The organism is Microbacterium galbinum (genome assembly GCF_023091225.1).
GTDB classification, from domain to species: Bacteria; Actinomycetota; Actinomycetes; order Actinomycetales; family Microbacteriaceae; genus Microbacterium; species Microbacterium galbinum.
Genome location: NZ_JAHWXM010000003.1, coordinates 13,084 through 31,194 on the forward strand (window position 1 = coordinate 13,084; position 18,111 = coordinate 31,194).

The following is an 18,111-nucleotide window of genomic DNA, read 5'->3' on the forward strand; positions in this document are numbered from 1 at the left end:
GCTCCTCTCGGTGGCAACGGCACCCGGCAGGGTGCTCGGCGGGCAGGTGGTCCCGGACTGTCGAGTGACCGAGCGGGGTCCAGCAGCAGCGGCGACGACACGGCGAACGCGTCTCGCGCGCCTGGGTCTCCGGCGATGCTCCGGGCGGGAGGTTCTTCACGCCGCCACCGCCAGGAGGAACTCGGCGACGGCGTGACCGAGGTCGCGCGCGGCTGGGGGTGTGACCGCGTTCCCGGCCTGCTTGACCTTGTCGCGCTTCGAACCGAGCAGCAGGTAGTCCGGAGCGAAGCCCATGCCTGCCTGGATCTCGTGCGGTTCGAGCATCCGGAACCCGGCGTCGTCCACGTCGAGACTGATCGGCTCTGGTGCCGGGTGCGTGAAGGTCGGGATCTCCGGCTTCGGCTCTGACCGCTCCCAGCGCCCGTAGAACACGTCCTCTCGGGTGACCGGGCCGTAGTCAGGGACGATCAGAGACTGATGCCCGTGAGTGGTGAGCGTGCGAAGCGGTTCACTCACCGGAGTCGACATCTCTGCGCCACCTTCGTTGTTCCGCATCACGAGTGCGTGGTGGTTGCCCTCAGCACTCACCGTGTCGATCGGGTGGGTGCTCGGTTTCGCGACGCCGTGATTACGCAGCGGCACCAGCAGCCCGGTCTCGTTGCGCGTCGACTGCGTGCGCAGCGGGTCGAGCGCGGACGCCGCGTTCTTCCCCTCGCGCCCCTCGACCGGGATCAGCAGCGACGCGTGCAGCCCGCCGGCGACGATCGACGGCAGCGCCTCCGACACCGGCCGGGAGCGGGAGTCGTCCGCCCCGCTGAGGTGGTTCACGATCAGCGCGTGATTCGCGCCGTCCGCGACGACCGTCGGCAGCGCGTCGTCGAGCGTCTGCGTGCGCGCGCGCTCACGGAACTGCGCGAGGAACGGCGGCGGGACCGCGAGACCGTGCTCGGCGGTTCCCGTCTGGCCCGGGATCGGGGCGTCGAGTCCGCTCACCCGCAGGTAGTTCCCCGGCTTCCCCGACACGGAGTAGTACGTGTTCCCGGCCGCCTTCGCGATGACCGGCGCCCAGTAGCGCTCGATGCCGCGGCGGATCCGCTCGCGCGTCTTCTCCGCGAGAGGCTTCGCCCGGTCACCGATGCGCGGTGCGGGCAGCGACCAGTCGATGATCGACTCGGCCGCGAGCCAGCCCGGCTCGATGACCTTCCAGCACTCGGGGCAGCGGTAGAGGTACTGGGCGCGGTAGCGGCCCCACTGCTCAGCCTTCTTGAACGCCTGCACCGCCTGGACCTCGCCGTGCTCGGGGCAGGCCGCCATCGGCCGCGTCCACTTCCCGACGTTCGGGCCCTGGTGCTGCTTCGTCACGAGGTCCTCGCGCCACATCACGATGTACATGCGGTCGCGGGACTGCGGGGCCGGGAGGCCGCCGATCTGCGCGTGCATGCTGTTCAGCCACACGAACTGCATCCGGTAGCCGAGCGAACGCATCGCCATCTGCCACGCCTCGAACTGATCCCACCGGTACGCGTCCACGACGTTCTCGAGGATGATCGCCATGTACCTGTGGTGCTCGGCGAAGCGAGGGATGTCCCACATCGTCGCCCGGGAGCGGTTCGCGGCTTCGTCTGGGAGCGGGCGGGTGCCGTCGAGCTCGAACAGCGCCTGGTCCTGCTGGCGCTGCCGCTTCACGCCCTTCGCGATCGAGTGGTTCGTGCACTCCGGTGACCCCCACAGCACGTGCGTCTTCGGGAAGTACGCCGGGTTCACCTGCGAGATGTCCGCCTGGGAGTGGTCCGTCTCTGGGTGGTTCACCTGGTGCGACTCGATCGCGAGCGCCCAGTGGTTCGCCGCGATTACGACGCGGTATCCGGCGGCGACGAGGCCAGAGGATGATCCGCCCGCGCCGCAGAACAGATCGGTGACGGTGAGTCCGTTCCACGGGACTTCGGGGTGCTTGTATCCGACGTGCATCAGTCGGTTCCTTCCATGTCGAACAGGGCAGCCTCGTCGGAGCTCGCAGGCGCAGCGACGGGCGAGAAGATGGGGCGGCTGAATTTCCACTCGACGGTGTGCGTCGGGGTCGGTAGGTCGCCGCGGCGGAACGTGTCGAACATGCGCAGAGCGATGTCGATCCACGGGGTAGGGCAGGCCGAGTCGATCGAGAGCATCAGCGCTCGCCCGGTGGTCATGCTCGCCATGCAGTACGGGCCAGGAGCGCCCAGGCCCTTGAACTCGGCATCCCAGAGGTTCGCGTACCGCATCCCCGAATCCGTGACGCCGCTGATGACGACCGGCTGCGCGACGCTCATCGAGTCACCCCCGATAGAGTGCTCGCATGCGAGAGAACACGCCTCCCGAGTTCACCCTGAGCTACCCCGCCGACGAGCAGCCCGAGCCGATCGCCGATCGGCTCGACGAGATCGAGCGGCTGCTGCAGATTCCCCGCGACTACTTCGAGCGATACAACCGTCCGAACCAATCCGACTTCCGAGAGAGCGCGGAGCCCGTGCTGGACGCCATCGACCTTCTCGTCGCCGAGATCCGCGAGATTCGCGACCGCGTCTGAGCGCCGACCACGGCGGTACTTCGCGACGCGGCTGCGGATGCATGCCCGGCAGTCGCGGTTCCCGTCCGGGCGGATGTAGGTGTTCTCGGGCGTGTAGTCGTGCCCGTTGATGCAGGAGACGATCGCGAGTGACCGGCGGCGGGCGTTCTTCGCCCGGGTGACCGGCTCCAGGTGGTTCGGGTTCACGCACAGCGGCTTCCGGCACAGGTGGTCGAGTTCCAGCCCTGCAGGGATGGTGCGGCCGACCGCGAGCCAGACGTGACGGTGCGCGGTCGTGCCCGAGGCCTTCCCGTACCGCTTGTGCACGGGGCCGGTCCACAGCCAGCACGTCTCGGTGATCTGGATGTGGTGCCACGGGACCCGGCGGCGACCGCCGGAGCGCGCCGGGGTGGGGATCTCGACGAGAGTCATCGATTCGCCTCGCTTGTCGTTGCCAGAGGGACGGGCGGATGCCCGCACGAGCAGATGCCATCGGCGGTGATCCGGTCCCAGGCGTGGAGCGGGCACGGATCTACGAGGCCAGCGCCCGGCGCGTGCGCCACGAGCGCCGTGAATCCGTCGTACGGCCCGCCCTTTGCGCGGATCGGCATGTACTCGCCGCACACGATGCAGCGGCCGACACGGTGGTTCACCGCGTGCCAGCTGGAGCGCTTCGCACCGGGGCAGGTGCGCGGTCGGCGGACGAACCGAGGCTCGAAGACGATCCCCGCTGCATGCGTCACCTCGACGACGGGTAGCGCGTGTCCCGCGCCTTGCGCTCGACCCACGCACGTCCCGCACACCGGCACGCTGTCGTCCGGCACGTCTGTCAGGAGCGCGTCGCCGACAGTGAGGTACGAGGCCGAGCACCACACGCCGTAGGAGATACGTCCATTCGCGTATACGGTGCCCGTGCGGGGGACGTGCCAGCGCGACATCTTCTTCGTGCGTCCGAACATCGGAGCTTCGGTGAGCACCGTCGCGCCGTTGCGCTCAGCGATCGTGTACTGCCGTTCGAGTGTGATGCTCATCGCCCGACACCTCCGACCTGCATCGCGTGGCCGTTGACCTTGTTGATGTTCTGGTAGCCCATGAGCTTCGCCTTGAGCGCGTCCTGCAGGCGCTCCGCGTGGTGCAGCTCGGCCTTCGCCTGGTTCAGCGCACGCATGTGGGGGAGCGCCGCGAGGCGCGCCTCGGCGAGGCGGTCGTTGTACAGCTCGCGCTTCGATTCGAACTTCGCGGACTCGAACTGACGGGAGTACTCCTCCTCGGCGTCGTAGCGCTTCCGCTGCAGCTCGTCGAGGACCGGCACAGCGGCCTCGAGCCGGTCGCCGAGGACGCGGATGATGTACTCGACCTCGACGGGGGAGACGGGGCGGTACTCGATGACCTCGCCCGCGGTGTTGTGGATCATCTCAGTCACGAGGAGCCTCCCCGTTCTCGCGCGCTGCAGCGTTGAGCACGGCGCGACGGGCGTTCAACGAGGCGAGCACCTGAGGCGTCTTCCACCCCTCGGCGTCGGCGCGCTGATAGACGGCGGTGAGTTCCTCGATCGACTTGCTGTCATCGATGAGGCGCTTCCACCCCTCCGGCTCGGCCTTCGAGGCCTGGTTGCCGTCGTCATCCTCGTCAGGCGCGACACCGGTCACTGCCGACAGCGCGTAGCGCTTTGCGTAGGTGACGGCGGAGCCAACGGCCTGCGGTGTTGCGGCGCTCGGGTCGGGGAGCGGCCAGGACCCGTCGATGCTTTCGCCTCCGACGTGCTTGAGGCTGTACTCCAGGACGAACCCGGCGGACGTGAGGGTCGGGACGGTGATCCAGGCGAGCCCCTGGCGGGCGAGGGCGGGGAGCACGACGCCGACGACGTCGGCGAGGTCCGCGTAGTTCGACTTAAAGTGGTCGTTCCGCGAGCCCTTCTGGATGCGCGGCAGCTCGTACTGGAACGCCGACAGTGCAGCGGCGAGTGAGGCGTGCGGGGTGGTCTTCTCTTCGGTGGTCATGTCCAGGCTTCCTCTCGCGCCTCGTCGAGGAGGCGCAGAACGTGATTGGCGATCGGGACGATCAGTGCGGTGGCGGCGACGATCTTGGGGTGGTCGCGGTGGAAGACGAGCGTCTGCGGGTCGCGTCGGAGATCCCACGCGACATCGGGTCCCTTGCGGACGAGCTCGCCCCACACCCACTCGGCGTGGGCGGCCTCCGGGACGCAGAACATCTGCCAGGCGAGCTGGCGAATCTCGTACGCGGTTGGCTCGGTGACGACCTTGTTGTGCTTCGTCTTGGTCTCGACGATCACGAACTCGTCACCGACTCGCTTCGTGCCGTCGACAGTGGAGGCGAAGCGCCGGTTCTCGGGGTGATGGATGAACAGGCTGTTCGGCTCGGCGCCGGCATGTGCGAGGAGCGCGGGCTCCCACCGGTGGCCGGATTCCGTGGTCTCGTTCCCCGAGAAGGTGCGCGGCTCGAGGATCTGTCGCACGTACGTCTCGACGGACTCGACCCTCGCGAACTTTCCCGCTGTCGACGAGCCGATGACCTTGTCGTGCACGTTGAGCCACGACTCCCGGTCGTTCGAGTCCGCGAGTGTCCGATCCAGGACAGCGAGGGCACTCACGAGAGGGCCGCCTTGATCTCGGGCTTCACGTTGAGGTAGCCGTCGACTGACTCCGGGTTGTCGAGGATGCCGTGTTCGGTGACCATGACACGCCCGTGCACCTGGAGCTCGTGTGCCGCGAGCGCGATGCGATTCGCGATGCGCTGTTGCTCGACGAGGGCGAGGGTCGCATGCGCCTGTGCTATGAGCGCGTTGTCTCGGACAGTGAATTCGAACTGGCCTTCTGCGGCCTGCTGCTCGTGCGCCCAGTCGATGTGATCCTGAGCCGACCGCGCGTGATCGATTCGCGCTTCCATCAGGCCACCGCCTCGTCTGTGAGGGCACCGTCGCGGACGGTGAACCCGATCTGGCGGGACTCGTCGCGGTCGCGCTCGACGAGGACCGTGTAGCCGCGCTCGTCGGCGACCTCACGGATCGCGGCGAGGGAGTCGGCGTCGAGCAGGTCGCCGTCCTTGACGATGACGAGCTTGAGCTTCGGGTCACCGGCCGTCGCGATCGCGAACGCGACGCGGCGGCGCATGGCGCTGTTGACCTGGCCGAACGGGACGCCGTCGAAGGTGACGCCGTTCTCGTCGATGGACAGGCCCGCGACGGGGAACTCGGCGGCGGCGAGGCCGTCACGCTTCGTCTTCTCGATCGCGTCGAGCGCGTGCTGCGCGCCCTGGTGCTCGTGCTCCGCCGCGGCGAGTTCCGCGGCCGTGCGCTCGCGCGCCTTCCGATCGCGCACGGCCTGGTTGATCGCGTCGAGGCTGCGGAGACGCTCCTGCAGCGGCTCGACGTCGACCGGCTTCGGGATGAGTGCGAGCGCATCGCGGGCGACTTCCTGCTGCTCGCCGACCTGCTCCCGCAGCGCCATGATCTCGTTGTGCTGACGGGTCAGCTCGTCGTACCGCGCCGCGAGAGCGTCGTACCGGGACTGCGCGTCCTCGGCCTGGCGCTGCGCGAGACGGGCGGCGTCGATCGCCTCGAGGATCTCGGCCGACGACACCTCCTCAGCGGGGACGTCGTCGCCGGGCTTCGGCAGACTGGCGAGCGCGCCCTCCAGTCGCTTCACCTCGCGGCCCGCCTCCAGGCGTCGCTGCTCCGCGCCCGCCTTCTCGCGGCCGAGGGTGTCAAGGTCGAACGGGAGGTCGACCTTCTCCAGCAGGGCGTCGCGCTGGCGGCGCTCGTCGAGGTTGAGGAACGCGACCGGGTCGAAGATCGCGCCGCCGAGCAGCGACGCGACGACATCCGAGGGGCGCGAGTACTTCGCGCCGTCGAGCGCCTCGACCTGGAGGGTGCCCGCGGTGCCGTTCTTCGTCCACCGGCGGGAGATCCGCAGCCGCAGGTCCTCGTCCACGTATTCGGCGCGGGCCTCATCCGCGCCCTCGCGGATCGGTTTCGGGGTGAGCTTCGAGCCCTTCGGGTCGAACAGCTCCGTGATCGCGTCGATGAACGACGACTTGCCCGCGCCGTTCCCGTCAGCGATGACGACCAGGCTCCCGGTGGGAGAGAGGTCGATCTGGCGGACGCCCTTGTAGTCCGAGACGGAGAAGCGCTTAGTCATGGTGGTGTGCCTTTCGAGAGTTGGGGTCGGACTCGGCGAACGCGCCGAAGGTCCAGAGGATGAAGACGAACAGCGCCGCGAACGCGGCGACGAGGATGGTGGAAGGCCAGCCGTGCGGGGCGACGAACAGGCCGACGAGGCAGATCACGGCCCAGATAATCGCGACCCAGCGGAGGATCACGACACCCGCTCCGACCACTCGTGACCGCACACATCGCGCGGGCACTGCAGGTCCACGAACACCGGGTCGGGTCCGTCGATCACGAGCGCGCCGACCGTGCGCTGGCAGTTCGGGCAGATCGTCCCGTGGAGCGCGCCCATGAGATCCGGCGCGGGCTCGGTGCGCTGCTCGGCGACCTGCTTCGCAGCACCGAACACGTCGGACTCTTCGGTGACCACCGAGCTCATGCGGCGTCACCACCCGTCGAGAACTGCGCGGCCCTGCGGCGGCGATCCTGAGCGATGAAGAAGTCGCGGAGGGCGGTTCGTCCGTCCATCGCGACCGGGGCATCGGTCCCCACCGTGCCCCGGTCGGACGTGCCGGAAGCCCCAGCCGGCTTCCCGAACCCCATTTCCGGGAGAGGGTGCGCGTCGGCGACGACGCGAGCAGAGAGCGGAGCCGGTTCGACGCCCGGGAGGATCTTGGTGAGCATGCGCTCGTCCTTTCGTCAGGCCGCGGACGGCAGGGAGTTGTTCTGCTCGGCGAGAGCGCGGAGCAGGTAGTCGGCCAGATCGGCCAGACATTCATCACGGGTAGGCATGGCTGCGTCCTTTCGTGGGGAGTGCCGCCGCCCGGACTCGAACCGGGAAGATGCCTGCACACTCGGCGGCTGGTCGGTCCGTTCCTGACGAGTCGTCGGCACGCCTCTACGTGCCTCGTCGTCGTGTGCTGACTCACCCCGCGATTGCATGAGGGAGGGTGAACGCATAGCTACCGGCCAAAGTTGTTGGCTCCGCTCATCCGGTTGCGTTCCTTGGGGGCGGCCTCTCCGCTGCCTGCGGCCCGTCCATTCGTCCCAGTTCGACCCTGCGTCGCGTCCCGCCCCCTGTGGCGTGGGGGAGGCGTATCTTCGCCGGTGAGCGGTGTTGAGTTGTCAGAAGTGCGAGCGCCCGAAGGCGCGACGAATAGCGCCCCTGATCGCTCGGGGCTGGATGGACGTGTGCCTGACCGCTACGCGGCCGACATCTCCGGTTCCGCACGTGGCTTGCGGGTCGGGTTCGCGATGTACTCGCTGAGAGCACCGATGGTGTTCGCGACGTACTTCACGGACACGTTCGCGGCCTTCCCGTTCTCCACCGTGGAGAGGTAGCCCGCCGATCGCCCCGTGAGCTCCGCTGCTTCCGCGAGCGTGAGCCCAGCAAGTTCACGAACGGCACGGATGCTCTGACCCGCTGTGACTGCCGCTTCGTTCTGCATGAGTAAGAATTTATCAGAGTTACCCACAACGTGGGGGAAGTTTCTCAGAAATTACCCCAGAAACTTCGCGAAATGGGGAACACCTGTTAACGTTGTCCCCATGAACACACGTGACCGTGGGGAACTTCCGATCTCCGGGCCGATTGACGTTGATGCGCTGACAGCAGAAGGCCGAGCGCAGCTAGGCCCGCTCATCGAAGCGCGTCGCAAGTCGCGCGGCATGACACAGCTCGAACTCGCCGTCGCGGCGGGCGTGGACCGGAAGACCCTCGGCACGATCGAGAGCGGCAAGCGCGCCGGTCAGGCGGACAAGCTCCGTGCGCTGCTCGAGGCGCTCGAAATCCCGCAACTCGGCGACGTCGACCGCGGTTACGACGACGCGACGCGGTCCTTCATCGCCAGCACGGCGCCGATCTTCGACAGGCTGCCCGCATCGATCAAGGCAGAAGCGCAGCATGACGTCGTCGTGCTGCTCACCGGGAAGCTCGCCCGGTCCGCGAATGTCGACGCCTCCGTGGATGATGTCGAACACCGGGAGCCGCGCACGCTCCACGGCCTGGCCGCCGACGAAGGCCCCATGAAGATGGATCAGCCGGCCGCCGACGAAGACTGACCAGACCGTCCGGGGGGATATCAATGCGGCAACTGCTCGCGCTCGCCAACGAATACGGAGTGCACGTCCACTTCTGGGCTCTGCCTGAGCGGATTCGGGGTCTCTACGATCACGAGGAGCGCAGGATCTACCTGAACCTCCGCCTCACACCGTTCGAGCGGCGGTCGACGCTGGCGCACGAACTCGGCCACGCTCACTACGGCCATGACTGCACGTCTCCGCGCGGCGAGAAGCAGGCGCGTTCTTACGCTGCCGGCCTACTCATCGACCCCGAGGAGTACGAGCGCCTCGAGCGCATCAACCCGGACAAGCACTGGCTCGCGGAAGAGTTCTCCGTGACGCCTCAGATCATCCACGACTACGAGCACCACTTCCTCACTCGCCTCCGCGGCATCACCTACAGTCGCGCACGGATGGGCGTCGGGCAGTGGGCACACAGGAGCGTCCATGCCTAACCTCAGACCTGTCGCGGAGTCGGCCCCCCGACGCGCGGTCGCGATGATCCGCGTCTCCAAAGAGCGCGAGGAGATGCACTCCCCGGAGATGCAGCGAGTCGCGATCGAGAAGTACGCCGACGCGAACAACTTGCAGATCATCGACTGGGTCGAGGGCATCGACGAGTCAGGATCCGACAAGCGTTCCGCCTGGTGGTCACGCCTCGACCAGTCCATCGCGCGGATGGAAGCTCGCGAGTTCGAGCTGATCCTCGTGTGGCGGTTCAGCCGCGTCGGACGCCAGCGCCTCCGGTGGGCAGTCGCGCTCGATCGAGTCGACACTCTCGGCGGCATGATCATCTCCGTACTGGAGCCCGTCGAGTCCGCGACAGCTTCCGGACGGTTCGCGCGCGGCATGCTCGGCGAGATGAACGCGTACCAGGCAGAACTCATCGGCGAGCAGTGGCGCGAGACCCACGAGCGCCGCCGCAGGGCAGGCCTCCCGCACGGCAACCATCGCCGCTTCGGCTACGAGCTCATCGACGGACGATTCGAACCCGATCCGGTCACGGGGCCGATCCTCGCCGAGATCTACCGACGCGCACTCCGCGGCGACGGCACAGGACGAATCACCCGCTGGCTCAACGAGGCCGGCGTGCTCACCACCGCTGGCATGCCCTGGCTCGCAACCAACCTGTATGCGATGCTCGACGGTGGGTTCGGCGCAGGGCTCATCGTGCACCGGCCAAACTGGAAGAACAAGCGGCTCCCGAAGACCGAGTGGATCTTCCACCCCGGCGCTCACGCAGCGGTCATCGAACCTCGGGAATGGGCCGACTACTGGGCGCGCCGCGTCGCCCGCTCCGAGCCGTCTCGGAGCGTCGAGGCACGTCACCTCCTCACCGGCATCATCTACTGCGGCGACTGCGGCGCTCGCATGAACTACAGCGACCGTAGGTACGTATGTACGTTCGCGTCGCGCTCGAAGGGCACGGGTCGGCGAATCGTCACGATCAACGCCGAGATCGCTGAACGCGCGGTCGAAGAGTGGGTGATGTCGCTCGCGAACGATACCGATGCCCTCCTGGCTGCGCGCGCAGCGAGCAACACGCACCGCGTGCGCTCGGTCAACGACGCGGATGCGATCGCACGCCGCATCGCCCGCATCGATGAGCGCATGGCGACGCTCACCATCAGGGCACTCGACGAGACAGCCGGCATCCCGGAAGCGGCGTACCGAGCGGCCGTGCAGAAGCTGGACGCCGAGCGCTCGAGCCTCGCCGAGCGGCAGCAGTCATTCGAGATCGCCAATGCTCGTACTGAGGTCGACGTACGGCAAGTGGCGACCACACTCGCGAACGCGTGGGAATCGCTGGAGACGTTCGCTCGTCGGCAAGCGCTGATGAAAGTCACCTCGGCTGTCCTCGTCCGCATCGGAAAGGGGGCAGATCGGGTGCTGGTCGTGCCGAAGTGGAGTGCGCGGGGTTAGTTATAGCCCGTCAACATCCGAAAGTTCCTGCCCGGGCATCGGACTCTCGATGCGCTCGCCGCGCAGGGGGCGCTCCCCGTCGATCTCGCGAGATTCCTCGGCGATGAGATGCGTGCGGGGCGGAGTGTGATCGTCTCCGGGGCGACGCATGCGGGCAAGACCACGATGCTCGGCGCCCTCCTGGCCGCCTGCGCCGATCTGCAGCGCATCGTCACGGTCGAGGAGACCTTCGAGCTCTCGGTCGACGGACCCGATCTCGTCGCGCTGCAGGGGCGCCAGGCGAGTCTGGAGGGCTCCGGTGAGATCACCCTCCGCAGGCTCGTGAAGGAAGCCCTCCGCATGCGTCCCGATCGGCTGGTCGTCGGAGAGGTGCGCGATGCCGAGGCGCTCGACCTGGTGCTGGCGCTCAACACCGGGGTGCCGGGAGCGGCGACCGTGCACGCGAACTCCGCCGACGATGCACTCGACAAGCTCACGATGCTGCCTCTCCTGGCCGGGCGGAACATCGACCGCTCCTTCATCGTGCCGGCGCTCGCCGCGTCCGTCGATCTCGTGGTGCACTGCGTGCGCGATCCGGAGGGCGGACGACGGGTACGCGAAGTCATCGCCCCGACCGGTGAGATCGCCGACGGACGGATCGCCACCCGCGTCATCTACTCGGACCCCGGGCGCGGCACCGCTCTGCGTACCCCGGGGCGCGACTCGTGACGCTGTTCCTCGGCGCCCTCCTGGCCGCAGGAGCGCTGCTGTGCCTTTCGCCGTGGCTGTGGCCGCCGGGCGCGCCGAAGAGCACGACGCCCCGTCGGGGGCATCTCACTCGGCTCGTCGCGGAGGCGGGGATCGGCGCGCTGACGCCGCGAGCGGTGCTCACGGGCATGATCGCGGCGGCGCTCGCCGCGGCGGCTGCCGCCTGGCTCATCTCCGGTCTTCCGGTTCTGGCGCTCCTCGCCGGGCTCGCAGCGGGCTCGGCGCCGATCGGGTACCTGCGAGGGCGTCGACTGCGTCTGCGCCGTCTTCGCCGCCAGCTCTGGCCGGACGTATGCGATCTGCTCATCGCGTCGATCCGCGTCGGTCTGTCCCTCCCCGATGCGGTCGGAGCGCTGGAGGACTCCGCGCCGGCGATGCTGCGACCGGCGTTCGCGGTGTTCGCGCACGATGTGCGGGCGACGGGGCGGTTCGAGACGAGCCTCGATCGCCTCAAGGACACGCTCGCCGACCCCATCGGGGACCGCATCATCGAGACCCTGCGCATGGCCCGGCAGGTGGGTGGTACCGAGCTGACGGGCGTGCTCCGCGCGCTCGCCGCCTCTGTCCGTGCCGATGCCGCGCTCCGCGGCGAGGTCGAGGCGCGCCAGTCATGGATCCGCGGGGCCGCCGTGCTCGGCGCGGTGGCGCCATGGGTGATCCTCGGCCTGCTGGTGATGCGGCCCGAGGGCGCCGAGGCCTACGGCACGCCCGAGGGTGTGCTGGTGATCTGTCTTGGAGCCGCCGTGTCGACCGTCGCCTTCCGCGTGATGGTCCGGATCGGACGCCTGCCCGAGCCTCGTCGGTGGTTCGGATGAACGTCGGGTCGTCGATCGCGATCGCCGCACTGCTGGGTGGGATGTTCGGACTCGGCATCCTGGGCATCCTCTCGGTCGTGCCGCGCTGGGGTGCCGCGTCCCTGGCCGTGCGGATCGCTCCGTACGTGCGCGACGTCGTGGACGATGCCGACCTTCCACTCTCGGCGCTCCCGTCGATCGCCCTGCTCCCCACGGGGAGGCGCTCACCCTGGCAGCATCTCCTCGTTCTCTTCGAGAGGGTGCTCGGCGGGGGAGAAGCGCTCGCTCGTCGCATCGCGCAGTCGGGCGCGCGTGTCACTCCCTCGGGATTCCGGGCTCGCCAGCTCGGATGGATCGTCGGGGGGATCGGCGGCGGCGCGCTGGTGATCGTCGTCCTCGTGCTCACCGGCCGCATGACCGCCCCCGTGGCCATCCTTCCGCTCCTCTGCGGAGGCGCAGCCGGAGCCCTCTACGACATGCAGTTGTCCACTCGGGTCAAGGCGCGACGCACCCGCCTGACCGACGAGCTTCCGACGACGCTCGAGTTCCTCGCCCTCTGCCTGTCCGCCGGCGAGGGATTCCTCGACGCTCTTCGGCGGGTGTCATCGGTCGGATCCGGCGAGCTCACCGGCGAGTTCCGGCAGGTCGTCCTCGCGGTCGGCACCGGGTCCCCGCTGGCGGAGGCGCTGAGCGAGACCGCCGCACGACTCCAGCTGCCGGGCCTCTCGCGCGCGATCGATCAGGTGATCGCCGCACTCGAGCACGGCGCACCCCTCGCCGCCGTCCTGCAGGCGCAGGCGGGCGACGCCCGCGAGGACGCCAAGCGGATCCTCATCGAGCAGGCCGGGCGAAAGGAGATCCTCATGCTCCTGCCGCTCGTCTTCCTGATCCTGCCCCTGTCGGTCTTCTTCGCGATCTACCCCGGACTCTTCATCCTCCGGCTCGGCATCGGCTGAGCTCCCACGAAAGGAAACCCATGAACCCGATCCTTCCCCTCCGCGTCCGCGCGACCCGGTGGATGCGCGCGCTCGCGCACGATGACCGCGGCGATGTGCCCGGCTGGGTGCTCGTGACGCTCATGACCGCCGGCCTCGTCGTGCTCATCTGGGCGGTCGCCGGTCCGGCGCTGTCGGATCTGTTCGAGCAGGCGATCCAGCGGGTCTCCGGGATCCAGTGAGATCGTCCGGGATCCGCGACGATGAGCGGGGATCGAGCCCCGTCGAGTTCGTTCTCGTCGGCACGCTCCTCACCGCGCTCACACTCGCCGTGATCCAGCTCGGTGTCGCCGTCTACGTCCGCAACGTGGTGCACGATGCAGCGGTCGAGGGCGCGTACCATGCGGCGCTCGCCGACACCACGCTCGAGGAGGGCGCCGAGCGGGCGCGCGAGGTGATCGAGCGCGCGGTCGGGGCCCCGTATGCCGAGGACATCGCCGTCGGCGTCACCGACCTCGGCGACCGCGATCGCGTCGATGTGCGCATCCGCACGACGTTCCCACTGGTCGGCCTGATCGGCATCCCCGCCGCCTGGGAGGTGACCGCGCATGCTCCGATGGAGAGCCTGGGGGAGGAATGACGACGGTTCCGCCGCGCTGGAGTTCATCACGGTCGGGGTGATCCTGCTGGTGCCGTTCGCCTACCTCGTGATCCTCCTGGGCGCGATCCAGGAGCAGTCCTTGGGGGCGGAGGCCGCTGCGAGACACATCGCCCGGACCATCGCGCTGTCGACTGGCCCGGAATCCGCGGCGCTCGCGGCGGACGACGTGCTCACCGCGGTCGTCGACGAGTACGGGATGGATGCCGAGGCCACCGACGTCGCTCTCTCCTGCGTGCCCGAAGGCACCGAGTGCCCCACAGGCGGCGCGACGCTCCGCGTGACGGTCACCACGGTCGTGCGGATGCCGTTCGTGCCGGAGATGCTCGGACTCGACAGCGCCCTCGCCGTTCCTCTGGAGGCCACCTCCGTGCAGAAGGTCGGTCGCGGTTGGGGGAGCGGATGATGCGGCGTCGTACGAGCGAGGCCGAGGAGGGCAGCATCCTACTCCTGACCCTGGGCTACGTGCTCCTCGCGCTCGCGATCGTGCTGGTCTGCGTGTGCGCCACCGACCTGTACCTCGCGCAGAAACGTCTCGACGCGCTGGCCGATTCGGCGGCGGCAGCGGCAGCGGACGGGTTCACACTCGTCGCCGATGACCACGGCGTCCGTGCCGAGCTCGACGACGGCGACATGCGGGAGCAGGCGCTCGAGGTCATCGACGCGATCGAGGGAGATGCCGCCCTCGTCGACGCCTGGACACCCGACGGTGTCTCGGTGCGGGTGACGGTGACGGCACCCTGGCATCCGCCGGTGTTCTCGCCCTTCGTGCCCGACGGCGTCGTGCTCGAAGCGACCGCGACGAGCCGCACCGCGCTGCGATGAGCGACCGTCAGCCGGGAGGCGGCACCGGGTCGTCATCCCGAACCCTCGGGACGAACCGGGGGATCCACCGGACGAACCCCACGGCACCGAGCAGACCGATCACCCCGATCGCAGCGGCTGCGACCGGAAGGGACGCGATCGCCGTGATCGCCGACACCAGAAGCGGAGCGATCGCCCCACCGGCATCCGTCAGCGTCCGCCAGGATCCGAGGAAGGCCGCGGGTTCGCGCTTCGGCGCGACATCGGCGCCCAACGTGAGCAGGATGCCGCTGGACAGGCCGTTGCCCACACCGAGCACCGCGGCGAACATCCCGAACCACAGCACCGGTGCCTCGACGTCGTGCGACAGCGAGAGGGCGACGAAGCCCGCTCCCATCAGGATCATCGCCGGCATCGCCGCCCACATCCGGCCGAACCGGTCCATGACCTGCCCGCTCGCGTAGAACAGCGCGAAGTCGATCGCGCCCGAGATCCCGACGACCAGTGCGATCGTCTGCGCATCGAGGCCCAGCGAGAGGCCCCAGAGCGGCAGCACGACCTGGCGGGCCGAACGCACGGCCGAAAGCGACGCCGCGGCGAGGCCGAGCCGGCTGAGCACCGTGCGCTGCTGCCACATCGTGCGGAAGATCCCGATCCGCTCGAAGGTGGGGATCGCTCCGCTGACCACCTCGCCCGAGTCCTCGGCCGTGCCGATGCGGATGGGGGAGGTCACAGCGGGCGGGATCGTCTTCTCCGGATCGGGGCCGAAGAGTACGAGCAGCACCATCACCGTGAGGCATCCGAGGAAGAACCAGATCGCGGCGGTCTCGGTGGCGAACAGTTCCAGCAGACCCGCCGCGACGAACGGCCCGATGAAGATCCCCAGGCGAAAGCTGCCGCCCAGCAACGACAGCGCACGAGCGCGGAACTCGATGGGCACCCGCGTGGTCATGAAGGCGTGACGCGCGAGCCCGAAGGCGGCGGCGCAGAAACCGAGGACGAAGACGGATGCCGCCAGCACGCCGATCGACGGGGCGAAGACCATCCCGACCGCCGAGAGCATGGCGATCGCGCCGGCGATGACCATCGTGAACCGCTCGCCGATACGCGCGACCGCCCATCCGGCGGGCAGATTGCCGCAGAGCTGACCGACGACCAGCGCCGAGGCGACCAGCGCGGCGAACGCGACGTCGGCGCCCATCGATGCGGCGATGACGGGGATCAGCGGGATCACCGCGCCCTCGCCGAGCGAGAACAGCAAGGTCGGGAGATACACCATCGGCCCGAATCGTCGGAGGACCGTGGATGCACTGCTCACCGTTCGAGGCTACTCCCGCGGCGACGACAGGATAGGCTCGGTGATCATGCTCGAACTCGATCTCTCCGCCGACATCCAGGCACTCAGGCACACCTTCGGCGACATCAGCGAGGTCGTCGATGTCGCACGGCTCCGTGACGAGATCGCGCGGCTCAGCGAAGAAGCCGGTGCCCCCGACCTCTGGGACGACACCGAGAACGCGCAGAAGGTCACCAGCGCGCTGAGCCACCGCCAGTCCGAGCTCGCCCGCGTCACCGGCATCGCCCAGCGCCTCGACGACCTCGAAGTGCTCGTCGACCTGGCCAACGAGATGGGTGACGAGGACTCCGCGCAGGAGGCTCGCACCGAACTCGCAGCCCTCACCGAGATGATCAACCAGCTCGAGGTGCAGACGCTGCTCGACGGCGAATACGACGAGCGCTCCGCGATCGTGACGATCCGCTCCGGCGCGGGTGGCGACGACGCGACCGACTTCGCCGAGATGCTCATGCGCATGTACCTGCGCTGGGCCGAGCGGCACAAGTACCCCGTGAAGGTCATGGACACCTCCTACGCCGAGGGCGCGGGCATCAAATCGGCCACGTTCGAGATCGACGCGCCGTACGCGTTCGGCACGGTGTCGGTCGAGGCAGGCACCCACCGCCTGGCGCGCATCAGCCCCTTCGGTTCGGCCGACAAGCGTCAGACGTCGTTCGCCGCGGTCGAGGTCATCCCGCTCATGGAGGAGGCGACCGAGGTCGACATCCCCGAGAACGACATCCGCGTCGACGTCTTCCGCTCGTCCGGTCCCGGCGGCCAGTCGGTCAACACCACCGACTCCGCCGTGCGACTGACCCACCTTCCGACCGGCATCGTCGTGTCGATGCAGAACGAGAAGTCGCAGATCCAGAACCGCGCCGCAGCCATGCGCGTGCTGCAGACCCGCCTCCTCCTGCTGCAAAAGGAGCAGGAAGCAGCGAAGAAGAAGGAACTCGCGGGCAACATCACCGCCAGCTGGGGCGACCAGATGCGTTCGTACTTCCTCTACGGTCAGCAGCTCGTGAAGGATCTTCGCACCGGATACGAGTCGGGCAACCCGATGGCGGTCTTCGACGGCGACCTCGACGGCTTCATCTCCGCCGGCATCCGTTGGCGCAAGCGTCCCGAAGAGGACTGATCGCGAGCGCGCCGCGCGCATTTCAGCGGGCGGCGCCCTCGAGAGTTCCGGTCACGGTGCTGCCGTCGTAGTCGTAGATCAGGCACTGCATCGTGCGGTCTCCGCCAGCCCATGATGTCTCCGTCGGCGTGAGCCACCAGTAGTTCAGCTCGGATTCCTCATAGGCGATGCCGGCGAACTCCTCGAACTGCGGCTCGCACTCGCGGATCGCCGCCTCCGTGAGTGCGTCCTCGCCGGGGAACTCTCCGTCCGGTAGATCGAACTCGTAGTAGATCTCGTCGATGTGCGGACCGTCGCACGGCACGATCGTCACCTCGAAGAACTCTTCGCCGTCCAGCTCCTCGGGGAGGCAGTCGCCCACCTCCAGGTCGCTGGCGTAGATCACCTCGCCGCCGGGAACGTCGTCCGCGCTCCCTGACGCGGAGAACGAACCCACGAGGACGAACGAGAGCACGGCCGCGAGAAGCGCCCCGAGCACGGCGACCGCCAGCCCGGCGATTCCCGCCCACTTGCGGGCGTGGAGGAACAGAGACACGAGCGACAGGACGAATCCCGCGCCGAGGAGCAGCCATCCGATGAGCGGGATCTGCGGGATGCAGGCCACGATCGTTCCGAGTGCCGCGGCGATGAGGCCGGCGAGCCCGACGGCCGGGAACGGCGCGGGAGAGGCACCGGGGAGTGCGTAGCCGTCGTACGGCGCCGGCATCCCCGGGGCGGACGGATACGGCGAGAACTGCGGAGAGGGCGAGTACTGCGGTGCGGATGGATACTGCGGGTAGGTCGCTGCAGAGGGGTACTGCGGCGCCGACGGATATGCAGGTGCCGAGGGGTGCTGCGGCGCGACGATCGGCGATGCCCCCGGCGGTGCGGTGGGCACCGGCGGGGCGAGGGGCGGCGTGTACGGCGGTACGAACGGTGCGGGCTCAGGAGACACGAGCGCGGGGGCGGCGGAGGCGGCGACGTGCGCCGTCCATCCCGATCCGTCCCACCAGCGCTTCTGCCCGGATCCGTCGTCGTACCAGCCTGCGGGAGTCGACACCTCGGTGG

General features: G+C 68.7%; 26 protein-coding genes and 1 pseudogene. 12 read left to right on the forward strand and 15 right to left on the reverse strand.

The window, feature by feature from the left end:
- Nucleotides 1–156 precede the first annotated feature (156 nt).
- Together KZC52_RS16885 and KZC52_RS16890 are read right to left on the reverse strand one after the other, a co-directional pair.
- Nucleotides 157–1,968, reverse strand: coding sequence for a DNA cytosine methyltransferase (locus tag KZC52_RS16885; RefSeq protein WP_247625303.1), 1,812 nt, complete (start codon nucleotides 1,966–1,968; stop codon nucleotides 157–159).
- Nucleotides 1,968–2,306 (reverse strand): hypothetical protein, encoded by a 339-nt coding sequence (locus tag KZC52_RS16890; RefSeq protein ID WP_247625304.1) that lies wholly within the window; start codon nucleotides 2,304–2,306, stop codon nucleotides 1,968–1,970. Before KZC52_RS16890 ends, KZC52_RS16885 begins: the two co-directional genes overlap by 1 nt.
- A 26-nt stretch (nucleotides 2,307–2,332) precedes the next feature.
- Between KZC52_RS16890 and KZC52_RS16895 the strand changes: the two genes are divergently transcribed.
- On the forward strand, nucleotides 2,333–2,563 hold the full coding sequence (locus KZC52_RS16895; RefSeq protein ID WP_247625305.1) for a hypothetical protein: 231 nt from the start codon (nucleotides 2,333–2,335) through the stop codon (nucleotides 2,561–2,563).
- Nucleotides 2,564–2,713: 150 nt separating this feature from the next.
- On the opposite strand, the pseudogene KZC52_RS17680 reads toward KZC52_RS16895, so the two are convergent.
- From KZC52_RS17680 to KZC52_RS16945, 11 genes and pseudogenes are all read right to left on the reverse strand, one after another.
- Nucleotides 2,714–2,974: pseudogene (locus KZC52_RS17680) on the reverse strand (HNH endonuclease); the annotation flags it as partial.
- Entirely contained in the window at nucleotides 2,971–3,573 is a 603-nt protein-coding gene (locus tag KZC52_RS16900; protein WP_247625306.1) for a hypothetical protein, read from the reverse strand. The pseudogene KZC52_RS17680 and the gene KZC52_RS16900, both read right to left, overlap by 4 nt.
- On the reverse strand, nucleotides 3,570–3,965 hold the full coding sequence (locus KZC52_RS16905; RefSeq protein ID WP_247625307.1) for a hypothetical protein: 396 nt from the start codon (nucleotides 3,963–3,965) through the stop codon (nucleotides 3,570–3,572). Before KZC52_RS16905 ends, KZC52_RS16900 begins: the two co-directional genes overlap by 4 nt.
- Complete coding sequence (locus KZC52_RS16910; protein ID WP_247625308.1) at nucleotides 3,958–4,542, reverse strand: ERF family protein; 585 nt, start codon at nucleotides 4,540–4,542, stop codon at nucleotides 3,958–3,960. The genes KZC52_RS16905 and KZC52_RS16910 overlap by 8 nt, the downstream gene beginning before the upstream one ends.
- Nucleotides 4,539–5,153, reverse strand: coding sequence for a YqaJ viral recombinase family protein (locus KZC52_RS16915; protein ID WP_247625309.1), 615 nt, complete (start codon nucleotides 5,151–5,153; stop codon nucleotides 4,539–4,541). The genes KZC52_RS16910 and KZC52_RS16915 overlap by 4 nt, the downstream gene beginning before the upstream one ends.
- On the reverse strand, nucleotides 5,150–5,449 hold the full coding sequence (locus tag KZC52_RS16920) for a hypothetical protein (RefSeq protein WP_247625310.1): 300 nt from the start codon (nucleotides 5,447–5,449) through the stop codon (nucleotides 5,150–5,152). Before KZC52_RS16920 ends, KZC52_RS16915 begins: the two co-directional genes overlap by 4 nt.
- Entirely contained in the window at nucleotides 5,449–6,699 is a 1,251-nt protein-coding gene (locus tag KZC52_RS16925; protein ID WP_247625311.1) for a sbcc family protein, read from the reverse strand. Before KZC52_RS16925 ends, KZC52_RS16920 begins: the two co-directional genes overlap by 1 nt.
- Nucleotides 6,692–6,880 (reverse strand): hypothetical protein, encoded by a 189-nt coding sequence (locus KZC52_RS16930; protein ID WP_247625312.1) that lies wholly within the window; start codon nucleotides 6,878–6,880, stop codon nucleotides 6,692–6,694. Before KZC52_RS16930 ends, KZC52_RS16925 begins: the two co-directional genes overlap by 8 nt.
- On the reverse strand, nucleotides 6,877–7,107 hold the full coding sequence (locus KZC52_RS16935) for a hypothetical protein (RefSeq protein ID WP_247625313.1): 231 nt from the start codon (nucleotides 7,105–7,107) through the stop codon (nucleotides 6,877–6,879). Before KZC52_RS16935 ends, KZC52_RS16930 begins: the two co-directional genes overlap by 4 nt.
- Nucleotides 7,104–7,352 (reverse strand): hypothetical protein, encoded by a 249-nt coding sequence (locus tag KZC52_RS16940; protein ID WP_247625314.1) that lies wholly within the window; start codon nucleotides 7,350–7,352, stop codon nucleotides 7,104–7,106. The genes KZC52_RS16935 and KZC52_RS16940 overlap by 4 nt, the downstream gene beginning before the upstream one ends.
- Nucleotides 7,353–7,870: 518 nt before the next feature.
- Nucleotides 7,871–8,116 carry a helix-turn-helix domain-containing protein gene (locus KZC52_RS16945; protein ID WP_247625315.1) on the reverse strand — a complete coding sequence of 82 codons (246 nt, stop codon included), beginning with the start codon at nucleotides 8,114–8,116 and terminating at the stop codon, nucleotides 7,871–7,873.
- A 100-nt stretch (nucleotides 8,117–8,216) separates the two neighbouring features.
- Between KZC52_RS16945 and KZC52_RS16950 the strand changes: the two genes are divergently transcribed.
- The 10 genes from KZC52_RS16950 to KZC52_RS16995 are packed head-to-tail and all read left to right on the forward strand — an operon-like array spanning nucleotide 8,217 to nucleotide 14,611.
- Nucleotides 8,217–8,729: a helix-turn-helix domain-containing protein gene (locus KZC52_RS16950; protein WP_247625316.1), complete on the forward strand. Its 513-nt coding sequence runs from the start codon at nucleotides 8,217–8,219 to the stop codon at nucleotides 8,727–8,729.
- Between the two features lie 59 nt (nucleotides 8,730–8,788).
- Nucleotides 8,789–9,184, forward strand: coding sequence for an ImmA/IrrE family metallo-endopeptidase (locus KZC52_RS16955; protein ID WP_247625317.1), 396 nt, complete (start codon nucleotides 8,789–8,791; stop codon nucleotides 9,182–9,184).
- On the forward strand, nucleotides 9,177–10,652 hold the full coding sequence (locus KZC52_RS16960; RefSeq protein WP_247625318.1) for a recombinase family protein: 1,476 nt from the start codon (nucleotides 9,177–9,179) through the stop codon (nucleotides 10,650–10,652). The genes KZC52_RS16955 and KZC52_RS16960 overlap by 8 nt, the downstream gene beginning before the upstream one ends.
- A 15-nt stretch (nucleotides 10,653–10,667) precedes the next feature.
- Nucleotides 10,668–11,360, forward strand: coding sequence for a TadA family conjugal transfer-associated ATPase (locus KZC52_RS16965; protein WP_443677135.1), 693 nt, complete (start codon nucleotides 10,668–10,670; stop codon nucleotides 11,358–11,360).
- The gene (locus KZC52_RS16970) at nucleotides 11,357–12,214 is read left to right on the forward strand and encodes a type II secretion system F family protein (RefSeq protein ID WP_247625319.1); all 858 of its coding nucleotides are present in this window, start codon (nucleotides 11,357–11,359) and stop codon (nucleotides 12,212–12,214) included. Before KZC52_RS16965 ends, KZC52_RS16970 begins: the two co-directional genes overlap by 4 nt.
- Entirely contained in the window at nucleotides 12,211–13,149 is a 939-nt protein-coding gene (locus KZC52_RS16975) for a type II secretion system F family protein (RefSeq protein ID WP_247625320.1), read from the forward strand. The genes KZC52_RS16970 and KZC52_RS16975 overlap by 4 nt, the downstream gene beginning before the upstream one ends.
- A 20-nt stretch (nucleotides 13,150–13,169) precedes the next feature.
- Nucleotides 13,170–13,370: a hypothetical protein gene (locus tag KZC52_RS16980; RefSeq protein ID WP_247625321.1), complete on the forward strand. Its 201-nt coding sequence runs from the start codon at nucleotides 13,170–13,172 to the stop codon at nucleotides 13,368–13,370.
- Nucleotides 13,367–13,768: a TadE/TadG family type IV pilus assembly protein gene (locus KZC52_RS16985; protein WP_247625322.1), complete on the forward strand. Its 402-nt coding sequence runs from the start codon at nucleotides 13,367–13,369 to the stop codon at nucleotides 13,766–13,768. The genes KZC52_RS16980 and KZC52_RS16985 overlap by 4 nt, the downstream gene beginning before the upstream one ends.
- Entirely contained in the window at nucleotides 13,737–14,192 is a 456-nt protein-coding gene (locus KZC52_RS16990) for a TadE family protein (RefSeq protein ID WP_247625323.1), read from the forward strand. The genes KZC52_RS16985 and KZC52_RS16990 overlap by 32 nt, the downstream gene beginning before the upstream one ends.
- Entirely contained in the window at nucleotides 14,192–14,611 is a 420-nt protein-coding gene (locus KZC52_RS16995) for a pilus assembly protein TadG-related protein (RefSeq protein ID WP_308194270.1), read from the forward strand. Before KZC52_RS16990 ends, KZC52_RS16995 begins: the two co-directional genes overlap by 1 nt.
- A gap of 7 nt (nucleotides 14,612–14,618) precedes the next feature.
- On the opposite strand, the gene KZC52_RS17000 is transcribed toward KZC52_RS16995, so the two are convergent.
- On the reverse strand, nucleotides 14,619–15,869 hold the full coding sequence (locus KZC52_RS17000; protein ID WP_247625369.1) for an MFS transporter: 1,251 nt from the start codon (nucleotides 15,867–15,869) through the stop codon (nucleotides 14,619–14,621).
- Nucleotides 15,870–15,954: 85 nt separating this feature from the next.
- Between KZC52_RS17000 and prfB the strand changes: the two genes are divergently transcribed.
- Nucleotides 15,955–17,064 carry a peptide chain release factor 2 gene (gene prfB, locus KZC52_RS17005; protein ID WP_247625325.1) on the forward strand — a complete coding sequence of 370 codons (1,110 nt, stop codon included), beginning with the start codon at nucleotides 15,955–15,957 and terminating at the stop codon, nucleotides 17,062–17,064.
- A 22-nt stretch (nucleotides 17,065–17,086) separates the two neighbouring features.
- Here the strand turns inward: prfB and KZC52_RS17010 are convergent, their stop codons facing one another.
- On the reverse strand, nucleotides 17,087–18,103 hold the full coding sequence (locus KZC52_RS17010; RefSeq protein ID WP_247625326.1) for a septum formation family protein: 1,017 nt from the start codon (nucleotides 18,101–18,103) through the stop codon (nucleotides 17,087–17,089).
- Nucleotides 18,104–18,111: the final 8 nt, after the last annotated feature.

What these genes read in the sequence shown, in the direction of transcription:
- KZC52_RS16885 (WP_247625303.1), bottom strand. Translation starts at nt 1,968, where the DNA reads ATGCACGTCGGATACAAGCACCCCGAAGTCCCGTGGAACGGACTCACC.
- KZC52_RS16890 (WP_247625304.1), bottom strand. Translation starts at nt 2,306, where the DNA reads ATGAGCGTCGCGCAGCCGGTCGTCATCAGCGGCGTCACGGATTCGGGG.
- KZC52_RS16895 (WP_247625305.1), top strand. Translation starts at nt 2,333, where the DNA reads ATGCGAGAGAACACGCCTCCCGAGTTCACCCTGAGCTACCCCGCCGAC.
- KZC52_RS16900 (WP_247625306.1), bottom strand. Translation starts at nt 3,573, where the DNA reads ATGAGCATCACACTCGAACGGCAGTACACGATCGCTGAGCGCAACGGC.
- KZC52_RS16910 (WP_247625308.1), bottom strand. Translation starts at nt 4,542, where the DNA reads ATGACCACCGAAGAGAAGACCACCCCGCACGCCTCACTCGCCGCTGCA.
- KZC52_RS16920 (WP_247625310.1), bottom strand. Translation starts at nt 5,449, where the DNA reads ATGGAAGCGCGAATCGATCACGCGCGGTCGGCTCAGGATCACATCGAC.
- KZC52_RS16925 (WP_247625311.1), bottom strand. Translation starts at nt 6,699, where the DNA reads ATGACTAAGCGCTTCTCCGTCTCGGACTACAAGGGCGTCCGCCAGATC.
- KZC52_RS16935 (WP_247625313.1), bottom strand. Translation starts at nt 7,107, where the DNA reads ATGAGCTCGGTGGTCACCGAAGAGTCCGACGTGTTCGGTGCTGCGAAG.
- KZC52_RS16940 (WP_247625314.1), bottom strand. Translation starts at nt 7,352, where the DNA reads ATGCTCACCAAGATCCTCCCGGGCGTCGAACCGGCTCCGCTCTCTGCT.
- KZC52_RS16945 (WP_247625315.1), bottom strand. Translation starts at nt 8,116, where the DNA reads ATGCAGAACGAAGCGGCAGTCACAGCGGGTCAGAGCATCCGTGCCGTT.
- KZC52_RS16950 (WP_247625316.1), top strand. Translation starts at nt 8,217, where the DNA reads ATGAACACACGTGACCGTGGGGAACTTCCGATCTCCGGGCCGATTGAC.
- KZC52_RS16960 (WP_247625318.1), top strand. Translation starts at nt 9,177, where the DNA reads ATGCCTAACCTCAGACCTGTCGCGGAGTCGGCCCCCCGACGCGCGGTC.
- KZC52_RS16975 (WP_247625320.1), top strand. Translation starts at nt 12,211, where the DNA reads ATGAACGTCGGGTCGTCGATCGCGATCGCCGCACTGCTGGGTGGGATG.
- KZC52_RS16980 (WP_247625321.1), top strand. Translation starts at nt 13,170, where the DNA reads ATGAACCCGATCCTTCCCCTCCGCGTCCGCGCGACCCGGTGGATGCGC.
- KZC52_RS16990 (WP_247625323.1), top strand. Translation starts at nt 13,737, where the DNA reads ATGCTCCGATGGAGAGCCTGGGGGAGGAATGACGACGGTTCCGCCGCG.
- KZC52_RS16995 (WP_308194270.1), top strand. Translation starts at nt 14,192, where the DNA reads ATGCGGCGTCGTACGAGCGAGGCCGAGGAGGGCAGCATCCTACTCCTG.
- KZC52_RS17000 (WP_247625369.1), bottom strand. Translation starts at nt 15,869, where the DNA reads ATGGTGTATCTCCCGACCTTGCTGTTCTCGCTCGGCGAGGGCGCGGTG.
- prfB (WP_247625325.1), top strand. Translation starts at nt 15,955, where the DNA reads ATGCTCGAACTCGATCTCTCCGCCGACATCCAGGCACTCAGGCACACC.